18 protein-coding genes are annotated in these 16,360 nt (G+C 66.1%); 9 read left to right on the top strand and 9 right to left on the bottom strand.

Annotated features, from left to right (window positions below):
- Window positions 1-70: 70 nt before the first annotated feature.
- Entirely contained in the window at window positions 71-433 is a 363-nt protein-coding gene (locus U8330_RS12650) for a transcriptional regulator (RefSeq protein WP_323105626.1), read from the bottom strand.
- Entirely contained in the window at window positions 430-717 is a 288-nt protein-coding gene (locus tag U8330_RS12655; protein ID WP_323105627.1) for a toxin-antitoxin system TumE family protein, read from the bottom strand. Before U8330_RS12655 ends, U8330_RS12650 begins: the two co-directional genes overlap by 4 nt.
- 197 nt (window positions 718-914) lie before the next feature.
- Between U8330_RS12655 and U8330_RS12660 the strand changes: the two genes are divergently transcribed.
- The 4 genes from U8330_RS12660 (at window position 915) to U8330_RS12675 (ending at window position 4,167) form a co-directional block, all read left to right on the top strand.
- Window positions 915-1,514 carry a superoxide dismutase gene (locus tag U8330_RS12660; protein ID WP_323105628.1) on the top strand — a complete coding sequence of 200 codons (600 nt, stop codon included), beginning with the start codon at window positions 915-917 and terminating at the stop codon, window positions 1,512-1,514.
- A 119-nt stretch (window positions 1,515-1,633) separates the two neighbouring features.
- Window positions 1,634-2,491 (top strand): metallophosphoesterase, encoded by an 858-nt coding sequence (locus tag U8330_RS12665; RefSeq protein ID WP_323105629.1) that lies wholly within the window; start codon window positions 1,634-1,636, stop codon window positions 2,489-2,491.
- Between the two features lie 172 nt (window positions 2,492-2,663).
- Window positions 2,664-3,101: a c-type cytochrome gene (locus tag U8330_RS12670; protein WP_323105630.1), complete on the top strand. Its 438-nt coding sequence runs from the start codon at window positions 2,664-2,666 to the stop codon at window positions 3,099-3,101.
- Between the two features lie 148 nt (window positions 3,102-3,249).
- A complete protein-coding gene (locus U8330_RS12675; RefSeq protein WP_323105631.1) occupies window positions 3,250-4,167 on the top strand; it encodes a cytochrome c in 918 nt (305 codons plus the stop codon).
- Window positions 4,168-4,226: 59 nt separating this feature from the next.
- Here U8330_RS12675 and U8330_RS12680 read toward each other — a convergent pair whose 3' ends face one another.
- From U8330_RS12680 to U8330_RS12695, 4 genes are all read right to left on the bottom strand, one after another.
- Window positions 4,227-4,745 carry a GNAT family N-acetyltransferase gene (locus U8330_RS12680; RefSeq protein WP_323105632.1) on the bottom strand — a complete coding sequence of 173 codons (519 nt, stop codon included), beginning with the start codon at window positions 4,743-4,745 and terminating at the stop codon, window positions 4,227-4,229.
- 213 nt (window positions 4,746-4,958) lie between these two features.
- Window positions 4,959-5,420: a helix-turn-helix domain-containing protein gene (locus U8330_RS12685; protein WP_323105633.1), complete on the bottom strand. Its 462-nt coding sequence runs from the start codon at window positions 5,418-5,420 to the stop codon at window positions 4,959-4,961.
- 64 nt (window positions 5,421-5,484) lie between these two features.
- Window positions 5,485-6,789: an MFS transporter gene (locus tag U8330_RS12690; RefSeq protein WP_323105634.1), complete on the bottom strand. Its 1,305-nt coding sequence runs from the start codon at window positions 6,787-6,789 to the stop codon at window positions 5,485-5,487.
- Between the two features lie 126 nt (window positions 6,790-6,915).
- On the bottom strand, window positions 6,916-9,243 hold the full coding sequence (locus tag U8330_RS12695; protein WP_323105635.1) for a glucose/quinate/shikimate family membrane-bound PQQ-dependent dehydrogenase: 2,328 nt from the start codon (window positions 9,241-9,243) through the stop codon (window positions 6,916-6,918).
- A gap of 361 nt (window positions 9,244-9,604) precedes the next feature.
- Between U8330_RS12695 and U8330_RS12700 the strand changes: the two genes are divergently transcribed.
- From U8330_RS12700 to U8330_RS12710, 3 genes are all read left to right on the top strand, one after another.
- Window positions 9,605-10,165 carry a phosphatase gene (locus U8330_RS12700; protein WP_323105636.1) on the top strand — a complete coding sequence of 187 codons (561 nt, stop codon included), beginning with the start codon at window positions 9,605-9,607 and terminating at the stop codon, window positions 10,163-10,165.
- Between the two features lie 90 nt (window positions 10,166-10,255).
- Entirely contained in the window at window positions 10,256-11,026 is a 771-nt protein-coding gene (tam, locus tag U8330_RS12705) for a trans-aconitate 2-methyltransferase (protein ID WP_323105637.1), read from the top strand.
- A 190-nt stretch (window positions 11,027-11,216) separates the two neighbouring features.
- Window positions 11,217-11,612, top strand: a complete 396-nt coding sequence (locus U8330_RS12710; protein WP_323105638.1) for a response regulator — start codon at window positions 11,217-11,219, stop codon at window positions 11,610-11,612.
- A gap of 31 nt (window positions 11,613-11,643) precedes the next feature.
- On the opposite strand, the gene U8330_RS12715 is transcribed toward U8330_RS12710, so the two are convergent.
- Both U8330_RS12715 and U8330_RS12720 read right to left on the bottom strand, forming a co-directional pair.
- Window positions 11,644-12,345, bottom strand: a complete 702-nt coding sequence (locus U8330_RS12715; protein ID WP_323105639.1) for a gamma-glutamylcyclotransferase — start codon at window positions 12,343-12,345, stop codon at window positions 11,644-11,646.
- Window positions 12,346-12,533: 188 nt separating this feature from the next.
- Window positions 12,534-13,466, bottom strand: coding sequence for a LysR family transcriptional regulator (locus U8330_RS12720; protein ID WP_323105640.1), 933 nt, complete (start codon window positions 13,464-13,466; stop codon window positions 12,534-12,536).
- A 129-nt stretch (window positions 13,467-13,595) separates the two neighbouring features.
- Here U8330_RS12720 and U8330_RS12725 point away from each other — a divergent pair, with 129 nt between their 5' ends.
- Window positions 13,596-14,771, top strand: coding sequence for an MFS transporter (locus U8330_RS12725; RefSeq protein WP_323105641.1), 1,176 nt, complete (start codon window positions 13,596-13,598; stop codon window positions 14,769-14,771).
- Between the two features lie 248 nt (window positions 14,772-15,019).
- Window positions 15,020-15,868, top strand: a complete 849-nt coding sequence (locus U8330_RS12730) for an aldo/keto reductase (RefSeq protein ID WP_323105642.1) — start codon at window positions 15,020-15,022, stop codon at window positions 15,866-15,868.
- A gap of 84 nt (window positions 15,869-15,952) precedes the next feature.
- Here U8330_RS12730 and U8330_RS12735 read toward each other — a convergent pair whose 3' ends face one another.
- Window positions 15,953-16,345 (bottom strand): hypothetical protein, encoded by a 393-nt coding sequence (locus U8330_RS12735; protein ID WP_323105643.1) that lies wholly within the window; start codon window positions 16,343-16,345, stop codon window positions 15,953-15,955.
- Between the last annotated feature and the right edge of the window lie 15 nt (window positions 16,346-16,360).

Raw genomic sequence — 16,360 nt, forward strand, 5'->3', positions numbered from 1 at the left:
GGCGGTTTCAAGGCTGGCGCGAGAAGGCTTCGAGCAGGCGGGATGCGATGGAGGGTCTGGTCCGATACCATCAGGCTGCGGCGGAAAGATTGAAGTCGGCGTGGATGACGTCGAACGGCACCAGCACCCTGCCGTCGGGCTGCGCTTCAACAAACCCCCATTCGATAAGGGGAACCAGATCGGCCTCGACATCTGCGATATCCCGCTCCAGCAGCGAGGAAAGCGTGGCGCGCGTGGCCGGTCCGAGCTTCTGCAGACGCTCGAGAAGGTCCCAACGCGTGGGAGGCAAGACAGCGAACAGCTGCGCTGGAGAGGAAAAGGTGAAGAGATCGCCCTCGCCTTCGCCCGCAGCCCAGGCTGCGGCGAATCCATCCGCAGCCGCACGGAGGATGGTGTCGTCGTTCCGTACGATCCGAATCGTTGCTTTCCTCACCGTCCCTGCCTCCGCTGCCTGACTTCCCGCAGAAAATCTTCAATGAGCGTCTCGACCGTCGTGAAAGCATAGGCGTGCTCACAACCATCGAGATGACAATGATCGCCTTTCATGCGCTCATTGTCGAAGCCCACCACACGCCGGCCCCCGACGCCATAATAGAGCCGATACTTGTAGCTGTGCTTGCTGCCGGGTACTGGCTCCGGGACCAGCCAGATGACCAGTTCGAGAATGGCTCCGTCGTTGAAGACGCTCTTCGCCCGATAGATCAGCCTGGCCGTCATAGCACGATCTCACCACGGGCGCCGCATGGCGTCAATGCAGGCTTCGCCCTCCCACCCCCCGGAATGATTTTCCCCCGCAGGGCCTGGAAAGGGTGTCTGCGCCGGTTGCCTCGCGCAGGGTCGGTGCTATGTTCCCCGCCAACGGCTCGGGTTTGCACCCGTCAGGCCCGTTCGGTCCCGCCAAGAGGAGATCTATCATGGCTTTCGAACTTCCTCCGCTTCCCTACGACTACGATGCCCTGTCGCCCTTCATGTCGCGCGAGACGCTGGAATATCACCACGACAAGCATCACCAGGCCTATGTGACGACCGGCAACAAGCTGGCCGAAGAAGCGGGCCTTGCCGACCTGCCGCTGGAGGAGATCGTCAAGAAGTCCTACGGTACCAACCAGCCGCTCTTCAACAATGCCGGCCAGCACTACAACCACCTGCACTTCTGGAAGTGGATGAAGAAGGGTGGCGGCGGCACCTCGCTGCCGGGCAAGCTCGATGCGGCGATCAAGTCCGATCTCGGCGGCTATGACAAGTTCAAGGCCGACTTCGTGCAGGCCGGCGTCGGCCAGTTCGGCTCCGGCTGGGCCTGGCTCGCAGTCAAGAACGGCAAGATCGAAATCGCCAAGACCCCGAACGGCGAAAGCCCGCTCGTTCACGGCGCTACGCCGATCCTCGGCGTCGATGTCTGGGAACATTCCTATTATATCGACTATCGCAATGCCCGCCCGAAATATCTCGAAGCCTTCGTCGATAATCTCATCAACTGGGACTACGTGCTCGAGCTCTACGAAAAGGCCGTCTGAGCCGATCGACGCTGCTTTAAGAGTCAGGGCGGGGCTTCGGCTCCGCCCTTTTTTCATCGTCCGTCAGGCGGTTTTGCGCGCGTCACGGTCCCGTCATCAATGCCCGCTAGGCGTGGGGCATGAGCCAGACACCCCTCCTCCGCTTCGGCGTCATCGCCGACCCGCAATATGCCGATGCCGATCCGGACCTGGCGCTCGACAGGCACTTCCGCCAAAGCCTGCGGCGCGTTGCGCAAGCCATCGAAACCTTCAACGGCCGCAATCTCGATGTCGTCATCACCCTGGGCGACCTGATCGACCGGGACTGGGCAAGCTTCGACGCGGTGCTGCCGCTCTACCGGACGCTGAACCACAGGGCGCTGTTCCTGCCGGGCAATCACGACTTTGCCGTCGATCCCGCCCATCTCGGTGCCGTTCACAAGCGGCTGGGCATGCCGGCGCCCTATCACGACCTGCTGATCGGCGGCATCCGCCTGGTGATCCTCGACGGCAGCGAGGTGAGCACCTTTGCGCTTCCCGCCGGGCATCCGCGCCACGACATGGCCGCCCAGCGACTGGCGAGCCTGCAGCAGGCCGGCGCACACAATGCGCAGGCCTGGAACGGCACGCTCAGCGAAGCGCAGTTCGCCTGGCTGACCGAGGTGCTGGAGGATGCGGCGGACGATGGCGAGCCGGTGGTGATCCTCTGCCACTATCCGGTCTTCCCACCGAACGAGCATGACCTCTGGGACGCCCCGCGCGTGCTGGCGCTGATCGAGCGCTTCCCCAATGTGCGCGCCTATCTCAACGGGCACAATCATGCCGGCAATGAAGGCATCCGCGGCGGCACGCAGTTCGTGACCTTCAAAGGCATGGTGGACACGCCCGACCAGACCGCCTTCGCGATCGTCAGCCTGTTCGAAGACCGGATGGAGATCGAAGGGTTCGGGCGGGAAGAAAGCCGCGTCTTGCCGCTTCCGCTCGCCGTGCCAGCCTGAACCGCCGCACCGACAGCGGCCGGACAGGCAGGCGGCGCGAGGGTGACGTCCGGCTTGCGTAAGCCTTCAAAAAGATTTTACTTTGCGGGACCGGACGGGATGAGAAGATGCGGCCGGCACCATGCCCGGCGGCCCGCAGCGTCCGGCCGGATCGAAGAGAGAGGGAATGCCCATGAGACTGAAAAAGATCCTGCTGGCCGGCGCCCTGCTGGCGCTCGCAGCCGGCGGCGTGACGGCGGCGGAACAGCCGATCGAGGCGCGCGAGGCGATGATGAAGAACATCGCCCGCTCCATGGGCGCACTCGGCGCGATCGCCAAGGGTGAGAAGCCCTATGATGCCGAGGTGGTCAAGACCTCGCTCTCGACGATCAGCACCAATATCAAGAGCTTCCCCGACCAGTTCCCGGAAGGATCGCAGGAAGGCTCGGAAGCGAGCCCGAAGATCTGGGAAAACATGGCCGACTTCAAGGCCAAGGCGGCCTCGCTCGGCGCGGATGCGGATGCGCTCCTGGCCTCCATGCCCGCCGACCAGGCGGCCGTTGGCGCAGCGCTCGGCAAGCTTGGCCCCCATTGCGGCGACTGTCACCAGGCCTATCGCCTGAAGAAGTAACGAAGAGCCGGGCGGGTGCGCCTGCGCATCCGCCCGCGCAGTCTGCCGCCGCGTCTGCGCCGCAGCGCGCCTTTCCCAAACCGCCAGCGCCTCTACATGATGACGCGGCTCTTCCCGCCGCCGTCTTCGTCCCGCCAGGAGCATCCGCATGGCCCGTCGCGCCCGCAAAGCCCTTACCACCCTGGTCCTGCTGGCTGCAGTCGGCGCCGGGGCCGCCTGGTTCGTGACCAAGCCGGAGCCGCTTCCCGCCACTCATTGGGAGGGTCTCGGCGCGCCGGATCTCGCCAATGGCGAACAGGTCTTCTGGGCGGGCGGCTGCGTCAGCTGCCATGCCGCTCCGGGCGCCGAGGGCGATGCCAAGCTGGTTCTCTCCGGCGGTCTGGCGCTGAAGAGCCCGTTCGGCACCTTCCACGTTCCCAACATCTCGCCGGACGAACAGGCCGGCATCGGCAGTTGGACGCTCGCCCAGTTCGGCGATGCCATGATCCGCGGCGTTTCGCCTGAAGGCGAGCATCTCTACCCGTCCTTCCCCTATGGCTCCTATGCGCGGCTGACGCCGAAGGATGTCAACGATCTCTATGGCTATCTGAAAACCCTGCCGAAGAGCGCCTCTGTCGCCCCGCCGCATGACCTGCCCTTTCCCTATGACCAGCGTAGTCTGCTCGGCGGATGGAAGCTGCTCTTCTATTCCGACAAGCCGCGCGTGACCGTGGACACCAAGGACCCGAAGATCGCCCGCGGCCAATATCTGGTCGAAGGCCCCGGCCATTGCGGCGAATGCCACACGCCGCGCAATGCGCTGGGCGGTTTCGAGCGGGACCGCTGGCTGGCCGGCGCCCCCAATCCGGAAGGCGAAGGCACCGTGCCGAACATTACCCCGGGCTCCAAGGCGATCGGCGGATGGAGCGCCGGCGACATCGCCACCTATCTCGAAACCGGCTTCACGCCCGATTTCGACAGCGTCGGCGGCTCCATGGTCGAGGTCCAGAAAAACATGGCCCGCCTCCCCGCCGCCGACCGCGAAGCCATCGCCGCCTACCTCAAGGCCGTCCCTGCACGCGAGTGATACCGCCAGCTGAAGCCTCTTCCGGAGCGCCCCGCGGCTACCTCCCTCAGTTTTACCGCTCAAAGCCGAGCCAGATAGCGCATCCCGGTCACAGGGCGCGGCGTGAAATGTTCGGATTCGTAGAAGCGGTGGGCGCGGACATTGCCGGTGGCGGCGCCGACGGAGAGATAGGCGCAGCCCGCCCGAACGGCCTCCTCCCGCGCGCGGGCCACGAGGTGCCGGCCGATGCCGGTGCCGCGGTGGTCCGGATCGACATAGAGATGGTGCAGGTCCATGCCGCGTGCGGTCTCGTTGGCCCTGTAGAGCGGCGTCAGCATGGCATAGCCGATCAGCCGGCCGCCAGCCTCCGCCACCAAGGCCGTGACCCATGGGCGGGCACCGAAGAGGTCGTTGGACAAGGCGGCGACGGTTGGGGTCGCGGCATCGCCATGATGCGCGGCAAGCGCCGTGATCATCGCACAGAGCGACTCCAGATCTCCCTGGCGGGCGGCGCGGATCGTCACGACCGGCGGGCGCGCATTCGCAAGCGCCTGATCGGGCAGCGACGGATGGGAAGAGAACAGAGCGGTGGCAGGCATGGCGAACTCCTGAACGGGACTTGAGCCCCCAGGCGTTCTTGACAAACAAAAGCCGCCTGGCGGCGGCTTGTTTGAACGTGATCAGACAGCCGCACCTATCGGTGAGCCGTAAAATACCAGGAAAGGCTGAGCGCGGTCGTGATCATGCCCCGTCTCATGCGCGCTTTCTTGCCGGGAGTCAACGGGTGCGGACGCCGTAGGGCCCGTGCGCCATCAAACGGTCGCGCGGGCCGGCGGGCCCGCGCTGAAGGCATCGCCCTCGTGCTCGCCTTCGCACAGCCCATGGTCCGACAGCGCGCGCAGCACCGAGCAGTCTCCGGCCCTATGGCCGGCATCGCAGGCGGCGACGATGCGGGCGAGTTCGCGTTCCAGCCGCTTGAGCTGCGCGATCTTCTGGCGGACATGGGCGAGATGGTCGGCGGCGATCGCATCGGCGCGCGCGCAAGGGCTTTCCGGGTGGTCGCTGAGCGCGATCAGGTCCCGGATCGCCTCGATCGACAGGCCGAGATCGCGGCCGTGGCGGATGAAGGCAAGGCGCTCCAGCGCCGCCGGCTCGTAGCGCCTCTGGTTGCCCTCCGTCCGGTCGGCGGGCGCCAGAAGGCCGACATCCTCATAATAGCGGATGGTCGGCACCTTGACCCCCGTCCGCCGGGCGAGATCTCCGATCGAATACATCTGCATGTCTCCTGTTCAGCGCAGGCATGATCATGTCGGCTCCCGGCATCACCGTTCAAGCCCCTCAGTCCTCGTGGATATGGCTGTGATTCTTGGTATCGCGCATGCGGACATAGACGATGAGCGACAGGGCGATCATGATCGTCACATACCAGAAGAACCAGTTCTCGTGGCCGATCTGCTTGAATTTGAGCGCAACCCACTCGGCCGTCCCACCGAACAGGGTGTTGGCGAGCGCGTAGGGCAGCGCGACGCCAAGTGCACGAATATGGGCGGGGAAGAGTTCGGCCTTCACCACGGCATTGATCGATGTATAGCCGGTGACGATCAGCAGACCTGCCAGCACGAGAAAGAAGGCAGTCATCGCGTCCGTCGTTGCCGAGAGGGCGGAAAAGATCGGATAGGTGCACAGCGTGCCGAGAATGCCGAAGCCGACCATCAGCGGCTTTCGGCCGACACGATCCGAGAGCAGTCCGGCGAGCGGCTGGCAGAGCATGAAGACAAACAAGGCAGCCGTGGTGATCTCCGTCGCGCTTTCCTTGGAAAAGCCGGACGTATTGACGAGGAACTTCTGCAGATAGGTGGTGTAGGCATAGAAGGCGAGCGTGCCGCCGGCCGTCAGCGCCAGCACCATGAGCGCCTCCTTGGGATATTGGCGGAAGAGTGCCAACCCGCTCGATCGCTGTGCATCTCCACCCTTGGCGTTTTCAAAGGACTGGGTTTCGGCCAGGCCGCGGCGGATGATGAAGACGGCGATGGCGAGAATACCGCCGATGAAGAAGGGCACGCGCCAGCCCCAGTCGGAAAGCTCCTGCGGCGAGAGCAGCCGCTGCAGAATGAGCAGCACCAGCAGGGCAACCAACTGGCCGGAGATCAACGTGACATATTGGAAGCTGGAGAAGAAGCCGCGTCGATCCCGTCCGGCCATTTCCGACAGATAGGTGGCACTGGCGCCATATTCGCCGCCGACGGAAAGACCCTGGATCAGGCGGGCGATCACCAGGATCGTCGGTGCCGCAAGCCCGATCGTCTCGTAGCCCGGCGTTACAGCGATCATCAGAGACCCGAGGCACATCAGCGTCACGGAGAGGGTCAGGCCGGCCTTGCGGCCGCGCCGGTCGGCATAGATGCCCATCATCCAGGCGCCGATCGGTCGCATGAGAAAACCAACAGCGAAAACGGCCGCGGCACTCAGCAGTTCTGCCGTCTGGTTTCCGGACGGGAAGAAGACCGGGGCGAAGTAGAGCGTGAAGGCCGAATAGACGTACCAGTCGTACCACTCGACCAGATTGCCGGCCGATCCGCCGATGATGGATTTGAGCCGGGTGCGCTGATCGGGCTGCGCGGCGGGGACGAAGGTGGAGGTCATGCTAAGCCTTTCGGCAAGATCGTCTGCGGGCCCGGCGGTCCGGCCTGCCGGAGCAAGGCCTGCTGCCAGGAATGGCAAAGCCCGGCACTGGAACAGGCCGGGCTTCGAGTGTGTCGGTCCGCCGGCTTACTTCGGCAGGCGGTAGGCGATGATGTAATCGCCGGGTTTGGTGCCGATCGAGCCATGGCCGCCGGCGACGATCAGGACATATTGCGTGCCGTCATCGGCCGCATAGGTCATCGGCGTCGACTGGCCGCCGGCCGGGAGGCGGCCCTTCCAGAGCTCGCGCCCTGTCGTCAGGTCATAGGCACGCAGGTAGTTGTCGACCGCGGCGCCGAGGAAGGCGACGCCGCCCTTGGTGATGATCGGGCCGCCGATGCCCGGCACGCCGACCTTGAAGGGCAGCGGCAGCGGCGTCATGTCGTAGACCGTTCCGTTGCGGTGCTTGTAGGCGATCTCGCCCGTCTTCAGATCGACGCCCGAGACATAGCCCCACGGCGGCGCCTGGCAGGGGATCTGCAGCGGCCCGAGGAAGGGGCCCATATAGACGCCGTAGGGCGCGCCCTCGTTGCGGTTCAGCCCCTGCTCGCTTCCCTTCTCGTCCTGGCCCTTCGGCGGGATCTGGTCGCGCGGCACGAGCTTGGAGGTAAAGGCCAGATAGGTCGGCATGCCGAACATCACCTGGCGTTCCGGATCGACGGCGACCGAACCCCAGTTGAAGACCCCGAAATTGCCGGGATAGACGAGCGTGCCTTCGAGCGAGGGCGGCGTGTAGCGGCCCTCATACTTCATGCTCTTGAACTTGATGCGGCAGGCGAGCTGATCGAACATGGTGATGCCCCACATGTTCTTGTCGGTCAGCGGCGGCGGGTTGAAGGACAGACCGGAAAGCGGCTGGGTGGGCGAGGAGAAATCCTCCGGGATCGCGCCGCCCGGCGCCGGGACTTCCTTGACCGGGATGATGGGTTCGCCGGTCGCCCGGTCGAGCACATAGAGATCGCCCTGCTTGGTCGGGCCGACGAGAGCCGGCCGGCCGTCGATGTCGAGCAGCACCGGCTGGGCGGGCACGTCCATGTCCCACAGATCGTGATGCACGGTCTGGCGCACCCAGCGCACCTGGCCGGTCCCCATGTCGAGCGCGACGATGGAGGAGGAATATTTCTCCACCGCCTCGCTGCGGTTCATGCCGAGCTGATCCGGCACCTGGTTGCCGAGCGGGATGTAGACGAGGTTCAGCGCCTCGTCATAGGAGAAGACCGACCAGGAATTGGGGGAGTTGGTCGTGTAGGTCTGCCCCTCGGGCAGCGGTGTCGTCACGTCCGGATTGCCGGAATCCCAGTTCCAGAGCAGCTGCCCGGTGTTGACGTCGAAGGCGCGGATGACCCCCGACTGTTCCTGCGTCGAGTAGTTGTCGTTGACGGCGCCGCCGATGATGATGCGGTTGCCGGAGATGACCGGCGGCGAGGTCGAGTAGTAATAGCCGGCCGGGCGGTGCTTCATGCCCTCTTCGAGATGCAACGTGCCCTGGTCGGCAAAGCCGGTGCAGACCTGGCCGTTTTGCGCATCGAGCGCGATCAGCCGCGCATCGGCCGTCGGCAGGTAGACCCGCTCGGCGCAGGCCGCGCCCGCCGCGGCTGCGGCGTCGCGGTAATAGCTGACGCCGCGGCAGGTCTGGTGCTGGCGGTCCGGGTTCATGCCGGAATTGGCGTCGAACTTCCACTTCTCCTTGCCGGTCGTCGCATCGATGGCGATCGCCAGATTGTGCGGCGTGCAGACATAGAGCGCGTTGCCGATCTTGAGCGGCGTGACCTGATAGGTGGTCTCGCCGACGTCATCGGGTCGCTTGACGTCGCCGGTCTGGTAGCGCCAGGCCTCTTCCAGCCCGGAGACATTGGCCGCGGTGATCTGGGCAAGTGGCGAATAACGCTGGCCATAAGGGGTGCGGCCATACTGGTGCCACTCGCCGTCCGGAACATTGCCGCCGAGATTGGGCGTCGGATTGACGGAGGCGACCGGCAGTTCGCCGCTCATGTCCAGCGGATCCTGCGTCATGGAAAACAGCGCGACACCGACCGAAACCAGAAGCGCGAGCGCAAGCGGCCAGCCGCTGGCGCGATAGACATGGCCGGTCGGGCTCGTAAAGCCGAGCGGCTTGCGGATTGCCGGCAGCAGCAGCCAGAAGCCGAGCACGATGATGACCCCGCCGCGTGGACCGAGCTGCCACCAATCGAAACCGACCTCCCACAGGGCCCAGATCAGCGTCAGGATCGTAAACGCCGCATAGAGCGTCAGCGCCATGGCGCGCCGCTGGAAGAGCAGGACAGCCGTTGCCAGGAAGGCAAGGCCCGCGAAAATGTAATACCAGCTGCCGCCGAGCACGGCGAGCCAGATCCCCCCGGCGCCGAGCGCCAGGCCGATCACGGCGAAGAGGAGAGCGGTGAAGACGATCATCAAAAAAACTCCTGCCGCGCCGGGGAGGCGCCGCGAACTCTGGAAACCCGGCCGGATCGGCACGAGGCTGAACGGAGGCAAAATTAGGGCAAGCACAGGGAAGATCAACGCGCCGCTTGCAGCGGAAGCACTGCTGCCGACGCGAAATCTCGCCTGTTGGAGCCGCTTCGAAAGCCGCCCACGCCGGCGCAAACCGTCGATCACTGCCGGAAGTTCCCGCATACGCCCGTCATCGGCCGTACCGAGTCACGCGCCGTGCCCGCCACGGTCGAGACCGAGACAGGCATTTCGCCCGCGACCCATTTCTTCGACAAGCAGCACCTGATAGACTCGACGTCGGGTGCAAGCGATTCAGGGGTGGATCATGGCCATGGCTGCCGCGCGGCAGGAGACGGACGTCTTCGCGCCGATTCTTTCGTCCAACGACAGCCATGCCGCCGGCTGGCCGGTGCGGCTCCTCGTCAGTTCGCAAACCGAGGCGCGCCATAACAGGGCGCTCTGGGCACCGAGCCATCTCATTTCCATCCGCGCGCCCGGCACCAAGCTGCTCTCGATGATCGACCTGCCGCCGGAGCGGCATCTGGAGCTCATCTTCGGCGATGCGCTGGATCCGGACGAACCGGGCGCGGCCCGGGGCGAACAGATTGCAGAGGCGCTGGCCTTCGTCGATCGGCTGCCCGGAGACGCCCGGCTTCTCGTTCATTGCCTGCGCGGAATCGGCCGGGCGCCCGCTCTGTCCCTCGGCATTCTGGCGCGCTATCTTGGGCCCGAGGATGCGGCAGCGGCGCTGCACGCCTTGAAGCCGGACGCCAAGCCGAACCGCCATGTCGTGGCACTCTGTGATTCCGCACTCGGCTTGAAGGGCAAGCTGTCCAAGCAGGCCCTGCGCTTCCCGGCCAAGGTGTGGAAGCCGGCCAAGGCCTGACGGCGTGCGACCTCTGCGCGTGCCGCCACGCCAGCGAGGGGACGGCGGGCCTTTTCCGTGCGTCGCCGCAACAGCAAAGGGACGACGCGCATGGCCTGGTCGGCGGCGGACTATCTCACCTTCGAGGCGGAACGAACCCGCCCGGCCCTCGATCTGGCGGCGCAGATCCCGTCGCTTCCGGAAGGCACTCTGTACGATCTCGGTTGCGGCCCCGGCAATTCCACTGCAGTGCTTGCCACCCGCTTTCCCGGCCGCCGGCTGATCGGTGTGGACAGCGATGCCGACATGCTGGCCAGCGCACGGCGCCGCCTGCCGGAGACGCCGTTTCTCGCAGGCGATCTCGCCGAGTGGCAGCCGGAAGAGCCGGCCGCGCTCTTTTTCGCCAATGCGGTCTTCCAATGGCTGCCGGACCATGCGGCCATCCTGGAGCGGCTTCTCGAGACGCTGGTGCCGGGCGGCGTGCTGGCGGTGCAGATGCCGGACAATCTGGACGAGCCTTCGCATCGCGCCATGCTGGCGCTCGCCCGCGACCCGTCCTTTGCGCCGGCCTATGGAGCGGCGCCGCCGCAGCGTGCTCCGCTTGCCCCGGCGCGCGCCTATGTCGAGCGGCTGTCGCCCCAAGCGCAGGTGGTCGATGTCTGGCGGACAACCTATCATCACCGCCTGGCCGATGCGGCGGCGATTGTCGAATGGGTCAAAGGCACCGGGCTGCGGCCGTTTCTCGAGCCCCTCGGGCCGGCTGCGCGCGTGGCTTACCTGTCGGCCTATACGGCGCGGATCGAAGCTGCCTATCCGCCGCTCGCAGGCGGCGGCGTGCTGCTGCCCTTCCCCCGCCTCTTTCTTCTGGCGATCCGCCAATGATGCGGCCATCGCTAAAATTCACCATCCGCCCTTGCCTTAGCGCTTTGGCTTGACATGTTCTCTCGCAACAGAGGGATAGACGGATGAGCAGACCAGCGTCGCGCGCAGGCTTGAAGGCAGGACCCGCTCCAGCCACGTGCCGTGCATCCGGTAGAGAACTCTGCGTCCAGGCGGAGGCATCGCCTCAACCATGACCCCCAGCAAATTCGACATGCCCGTCGTCCTCATCGTCGAGGACGAACCGCTGCTGCGCATGATGGCGGCCGATATCGTCGAAGATGCCGGCTGCATGGCGATCGAGGCGAGCAATGCCGACGAAGCGATCGTGCTTCTGGAAAGCCGCAGCGATATCCGGATCGTCTTCACCGACATCGACATGCCGGGCAGCATGGACGGGCTGAAGCTCGCCGCCGCGATCCGCGACCGCTGGCCGCCGGTCGAGATCATCGTTACCTCCGGCGTCTCGATGAAGGCGGCGGACGCCCTGCCGGATCGGGCCGTGTTCTTCCCCAAACCCTACGACCAGCGGATGATCCTCGCCACGCTGCACCGCATGGCCGCCCTTCCGGGCCTGCCGGGTCTCTAGAACCTCCGCGACAAGCCAAAGGCGTGACCCACTACCCCGCCGTCGGACCCGCGCCGTAGATCGCGCGGATCTCCTCGGCCACCAGCTTCTGCAGGCGCCAGAGATTGCGATCGCGGATGCCGAACATGTCCAGATGGGCCACCGTGTTGAAGAGATATTCCGCGCCCGATCCGGCATGGCCGCAGGCGCGCGCCAGCATGCCGGCAATGCTTTCGGGCCTGAGATGAAGCGCCTCGTGCCCGGCGGTGCCGCACCAGAAGCAGAGCGCGCGCACCGGCCCGGCTTCGGTCCGCGCCGTCAGCCAGCGAATGCTCGGGACATATTCCTTGCAGGTCACTTCCCGGCGCAGGAGCCGGTCGATCGCCACGGCGCGCTCCTCGCCCTCCAGCCGGAAAACGACGCCGTCGCAGCGCCCGCCGCGCTCCAGCACCATCATCAGCCCGGGGTGCTCCTCCGATCCGCGGAAGCGGTCGATCTTCATGGTGAAGGCACGGTGCCAGCCGAAGGCCGTGGCCCGCCGGCTTTCCCGCGCCTTGAATTCGGGCTTCCAGATCAGCGATCCATAGGCAAAGACAAAGAGCGGCCCATCGCCGAGCCCCTGCATCAGTTCGGCCGTCAAGGCGTCGAAATCCTCCTCGCCCATCGGCGTGCGGGCGAGATCGGGGCCGGGGTCGGGAATGTCACGATGGCAGAGCGCCACCAGATCGGCCGTGAGCGCCATATCGTCGGCCACGGCCGTTTCGCTGAAACGTGCCGGTACCCTTCCTGGGCGATCCGGTAAGTCATCAGAGCTGGCTGATGGCTGGCTGAGCAAAGGCGAGCATAATCGGGCGGGCGCGGTCATCGCGGTGTCGGACATGGTCCTGTGATTCCTGTCAAGCGCGCCTCCCGCCTTTAAGCAAGGCATTGCCGGCCGCGATGTCAAGCTTCGAGGGGCGGCGCGTCGAGGTTGCGGGGCTGCAGACGGCTGACCAGAAAGTCGATGAAGGCGCGGATGCGGGCGGCGAGATGGTCGTGGCCGACGAAGACCGCGTGGATCGTCTCGCCGTCCTCGGGCCGATGGGCTTCGAGCAGCGGCACGAGCCGCCCGGCCTCGACATCCGGCCCCACATGGAAACGGCCGATGCGCCCGATCCCCTGGCCATCGAGACAGAGCCGGCGCATGATCAGGCCGGAGGAGACCAGCATGGCCGGGCGGAACGGTCGATCATAGGTCTGGCCGCTCGCCGGATCGAGGAAGGGCCAGGTCTGGCGCATGCCCTCGATGTTGAAGCCGAGACACTCATGCCGGTCCAACGCCTCCGGCGTCTCCGGCACGCCGCGACGCGCGAGATAGGCGGGAGAGGCCACCAGCAGCCTTCGGCTGTCCATCAGCTTGCGCGCCTTCAGCGCCGAATCGCGCAGGGCGCCGGAGGAGCGGATGGCGATGTCGGTGCGATCCTCGACAAGGTCGACCACGCCGTCGGTGAAGGTGAGGTCCAGCACCACTTCGGGATAGAGCGCGCGAAACTCGCCGATCAGCGGCAGGATGAAGCGCTCGCCGAAGGCCATCAGCGTATTGACCCGCAGCCGGCCGCGCGGCACGGCGCGCGCGCCGCTCGAAACCAGCCGCTCCGTTTCCTCGATCTCGGACAGGATCGCTCGCGCCCGGGCGAGATAAACCTCGCCCTCGGGCGTCAGCCGCAGTGCGCGGGTGGTGCGCACCAGAAGGCGCGTGCCGAGCCGACGCTCGACCCGCGCGGCAAGTTTGGACACCGCCGAGGCGGACAGACCGAGACGCCGTCCGGCGGCCGAAAAGCTGCCGGCTTCCACCGCCGCCACCACGATTTCCATCTCCCCTGCCCGATTGTCCATCTGCCACCTGTGAATGTGTTTCACAGATCATTGTCGCAGCCTTGCGCTAATCGAACAAGTCGCAAACCGCTATCTCTCAGCGCATCCGGCGGCTGCTCGCCGCCTTCTCATGCCAGACAGGATGCGTTCATGCCCCTTGCTCTCTTTGCCCTGACGATCGCGGCCTACGCGATCGGCACCACCGAATTCGTGATCGTCGGGCTGCTGCCGACGGTCGCTTCCGACCTTGGCATTACCCTGCCCATGGCCGGCCTCATCGTCTCGATCTATGCGCTCGGCGTCACCTTTGGCGCGCCGGTTCTGACGGCACTGACCGGCCGGATCGGCCGCAAGATGCTGCTGCTCGGTTTGATGGCCCTCTTCGTCGCCGGCAATGCGCTTGCCGCCCTTTCCCCCGGCTACGGAATCCTGCTCATCGCGCGGGTGCTGTCCGCCTTTGCCCATGGCGTCTTCTTCTCGGTCGGCGCCACGATCGCCGCCGGGCTGGTTGCGCCCGATCGGCGCGCGTCGGCGATCGCACTGATGTTCATGGGCCTGACCGTCGCGATCGTCACCGGCGTGCCGCTCGGCACGATCATCGGCCAGACCTTCGGCTGGCGCGCCACCTTCGCCGCCGTTGCCGGCCTCGGCGTCCTCGCCTTTCTGGCCATTGCCCTGCTCCTGCCGGCCGAGCTGCCGGAAAGCGCCCCGGCCCGGCTGATGGACCAGGTCAAGGTGCTGGGCTCGGGTCGGTTGCTGCTGGTCTTCGCCATGACGGCGCTCGGCTATGGCGGCACCTTCGTCACCTTCACCTATCTGACGCCGATGCTGGAAGAGGTGACCGGCCTCTCCTCCTCCGCCGTCAGCCTGGTTCTGGTGCTTTATGGCCTGGCGATCGCCGCCGGCAATCTCTCGGGCGGCCGCTTCGCCGATCGCAACCCGGTCCGCGCCCTGATCGCGCTCTTCGCTGCGCAGGCTGCGGTGCTCGTGCTCTTCGCCTTCACGGCCGGCGCGGTCGTTCCGGCGCTCGTTACGCTGGCCGCACTCGGCTTCCTGTCCTTTGCCAGCGTTCCCGGCCTGCAGCTCTATGTGGTCGAGCTTGCCCGCATCCACCGCCCGGCCGCCGTCGACGTCGCCTCCGCGCTCAACATCGCCGCCTTCAATCTCGGCATTGCGGTCGGCGCCTGGATCGGCGGGCTGACCGTCGCATCCTCGCTGGGCCTTCAAGCAACGCCCTGGGTCGGCGGGCTGATGGTCCTCGGCGCTCTCGGCCTGACGCTGGTCAGCCAGCGTCTGGACCGCCACCGCCTGGCGCTCGCCGCCTGAGCGGAACCGCACGCCGCCGGCCTGGCGCTTGACGCGCCGGGCCGGCGTTCCATCTAGCCCTGCAGCCGAGGCACACCTGCCTCGGCCGATCACGAATGGGGCTGATCCACGCCAGGCGCGCCACCGCGCCCCGGATCGGCCATCAGGCCTTTTTCTTTCAACCCCGTGGGCGGCCTTCCCCCCGCGGCGAGGCAGACCAGGCCGCACCGGCGCATGCCGGACCAGGCGGCGTCAAGAAAGGACGACAGATGACCATCACCACCCAGAAGACCGTGACGTGCAACGGCGCCGAGATCCCGGCGCTCGGCTTCGGCACCTTCCGCATGCCGGGCGACGAGGTTCTGGCGATCGTGCCGAAGGCGATCCAGCTCGGCTTCCGCCATGTCGATACGGCGCAGATCTACGGCAACGAAGCCGAGGTCGGCCTGGCGATCGAGCGCTCCGGCGTGCCGCGCAGCGAGATCTTTCTGACCACCAAGGTCTGGACCGACAAATATGCCCGCGGCAGCTTCATGGCCTCGGTCGAGGAAAGCCTGCGCAAGCTCAAGACCGACTATGTCGATCTGCTGCTCCTGCATTGGCCGGGTAGCCCCGTGCCGCTCGCCGAGCAGGTGGAGGGCCTGAACAAAGCGGTTCAGTCGGGCAAGGTCCGCCATGTCGGGGTGAGCAACTTCAACACGGCGCAGATGGACGAGGCTGCACGGCTGAGCGACGTGCCGCTCGTCACCAACCAGGTGGAGTATCACCCCTATCTCGACCAGCTGAAGGTGCTTGAGGATGCCGAACGCCTCGGCATGTCGATCACCGCCTACTATGCCATGGCCGACGGTCGCGTGCCGAAGGATCCGGTGCTCAACGACATCGGCAGCCGGCATGGCAAGACGGCCGCTCAGGTGGTGCTGCGCTGGCTGATCCAGCAGCAGGGCGTCATCGCGCTGTCGAAAACTTCGACCGAGGAGCGCCTTGCCGAGAATTTTGGCATCTTCGACTTCCAGCTGTCGGCCGACGAGATGAAGGCGATTCATGCGCTGGCCAAGCCCGATGGCCGTATCGTCAGCCCGCAGGGGCTAGCCCCCGAATGGGACAAGGCGGCCTGAGGCCGAAGGGACAGGATCATCGGCGCCCGAGGGCGCCCGGCGAAGGCCGGCTGAACTCCGCAGCCGGCCTTCGGTGTTGAAGATTCAGACGAACTGGCTCAAGCCCGGGACCGAGGCGACGACCTCATCGACCGTTTCCTCGCCAGCCTGCTCCTTGGCATAGCGGATCGTTTCCTTGGCGAGCGCCGTGATCTCGCCCATCGACAGGCCTTCGGCCATGAGCTGCTGGCCGAGCGCCATGACGCCGCCGCCGCCGACGGCCGAGAACATCTTGCCCAACAGTCCGCCGCCGCCCGAACCTTCGCCATTGTAGCGCGCGACGAGATCGGCGGCGCCCGGCGTCTGTTCGATCATGCGGGCGACCGGCCCGTCGGCGGCTTCGCGCTGCAGGAAGCCCAGCATCATGCCGATCGCCTTTTCGGCAAGCGCCGGCTCGATGCCGACCGTATCGGCAACCCGCGTAACCAGTTCGTTCATGGCAGTCTCCTCTTG

Source organism: Rhizobium sp. CC-YZS058 (assembly GCF_034720595.1).
Classification (GTDB): domain Bacteria; phylum Pseudomonadota; class Alphaproteobacteria; order Rhizobiales; family Rhizobiaceae; genus Ferranicluibacter.

Coding starts and splice junctions, on each gene's coding strand:
- U8330_RS12655 (WP_323105627.1), bottom strand. CDS start 717: ATGACGGCCAGGCTGATCTATCGGGCGAAGAGCGTCTTCAACGACGGA.
- U8330_RS12660 (WP_323105628.1), top strand. CDS start 915: ATGGCTTTCGAACTTCCTCCGCTTCCCTACGACTACGATGCCCTGTCG.
- U8330_RS12665 (WP_323105629.1), top strand. CDS start 1,634: ATGAGCCAGACACCCCTCCTCCGCTTCGGCGTCATCGCCGACCCGCAA.
- U8330_RS12670 (WP_323105630.1), top strand. CDS start 2,664: ATGAGACTGAAAAAGATCCTGCTGGCCGGCGCCCTGCTGGCGCTCGCA.
- U8330_RS12675 (WP_323105631.1), top strand. CDS start 3,250: ATGGCCCGTCGCGCCCGCAAAGCCCTTACCACCCTGGTCCTGCTGGCT.
- U8330_RS12680 (WP_323105632.1), bottom strand. CDS start 4,745: ATGCCTGCCACCGCTCTGTTCTCTTCCCATCCGTCGCTGCCCGATCAG.
- U8330_RS12685 (WP_323105633.1), bottom strand. CDS start 5,420: ATGTATTCGATCGGAGATCTCGCCCGGCGGACGGGGGTCAAGGTGCCG.
- U8330_RS12690 (WP_323105634.1), bottom strand. CDS start 6,789: ATGACCTCCACCTTCGTCCCCGCCGCGCAGCCCGATCAGCGCACCCGG.
- U8330_RS12700 (WP_323105636.1), top strand. CDS start 9,605: ATGGCCATGGCTGCCGCGCGGCAGGAGACGGACGTCTTCGCGCCGATT.
- tam (WP_323105637.1), top strand. CDS start 10,256: ATGGCCTGGTCGGCGGCGGACTATCTCACCTTCGAGGCGGAACGAACC.
- U8330_RS12710 (WP_323105638.1), top strand. CDS start 11,217: ATGACCCCCAGCAAATTCGACATGCCCGTCGTCCTCATCGTCGAGGAC.
- U8330_RS12720 (WP_323105640.1), bottom strand. CDS start 13,466: ATGGACAATCGGGCAGGGGAGATGGAAATCGTGGTGGCGGCGGTGGAA.
- U8330_RS12725 (WP_323105641.1), top strand. CDS start 13,596: ATGCCCCTTGCTCTCTTTGCCCTGACGATCGCGGCCTACGCGATCGGC.
- U8330_RS12730 (WP_323105642.1), top strand. CDS start 15,020: ATGACCATCACCACCCAGAAGACCGTGACGTGCAACGGCGCCGAGATC.
- U8330_RS12735 (WP_323105643.1), bottom strand. CDS start 16,345: ATGAACGAACTGGTTACGCGGGTTGCCGATACGGTCGGCATCGAGCCG.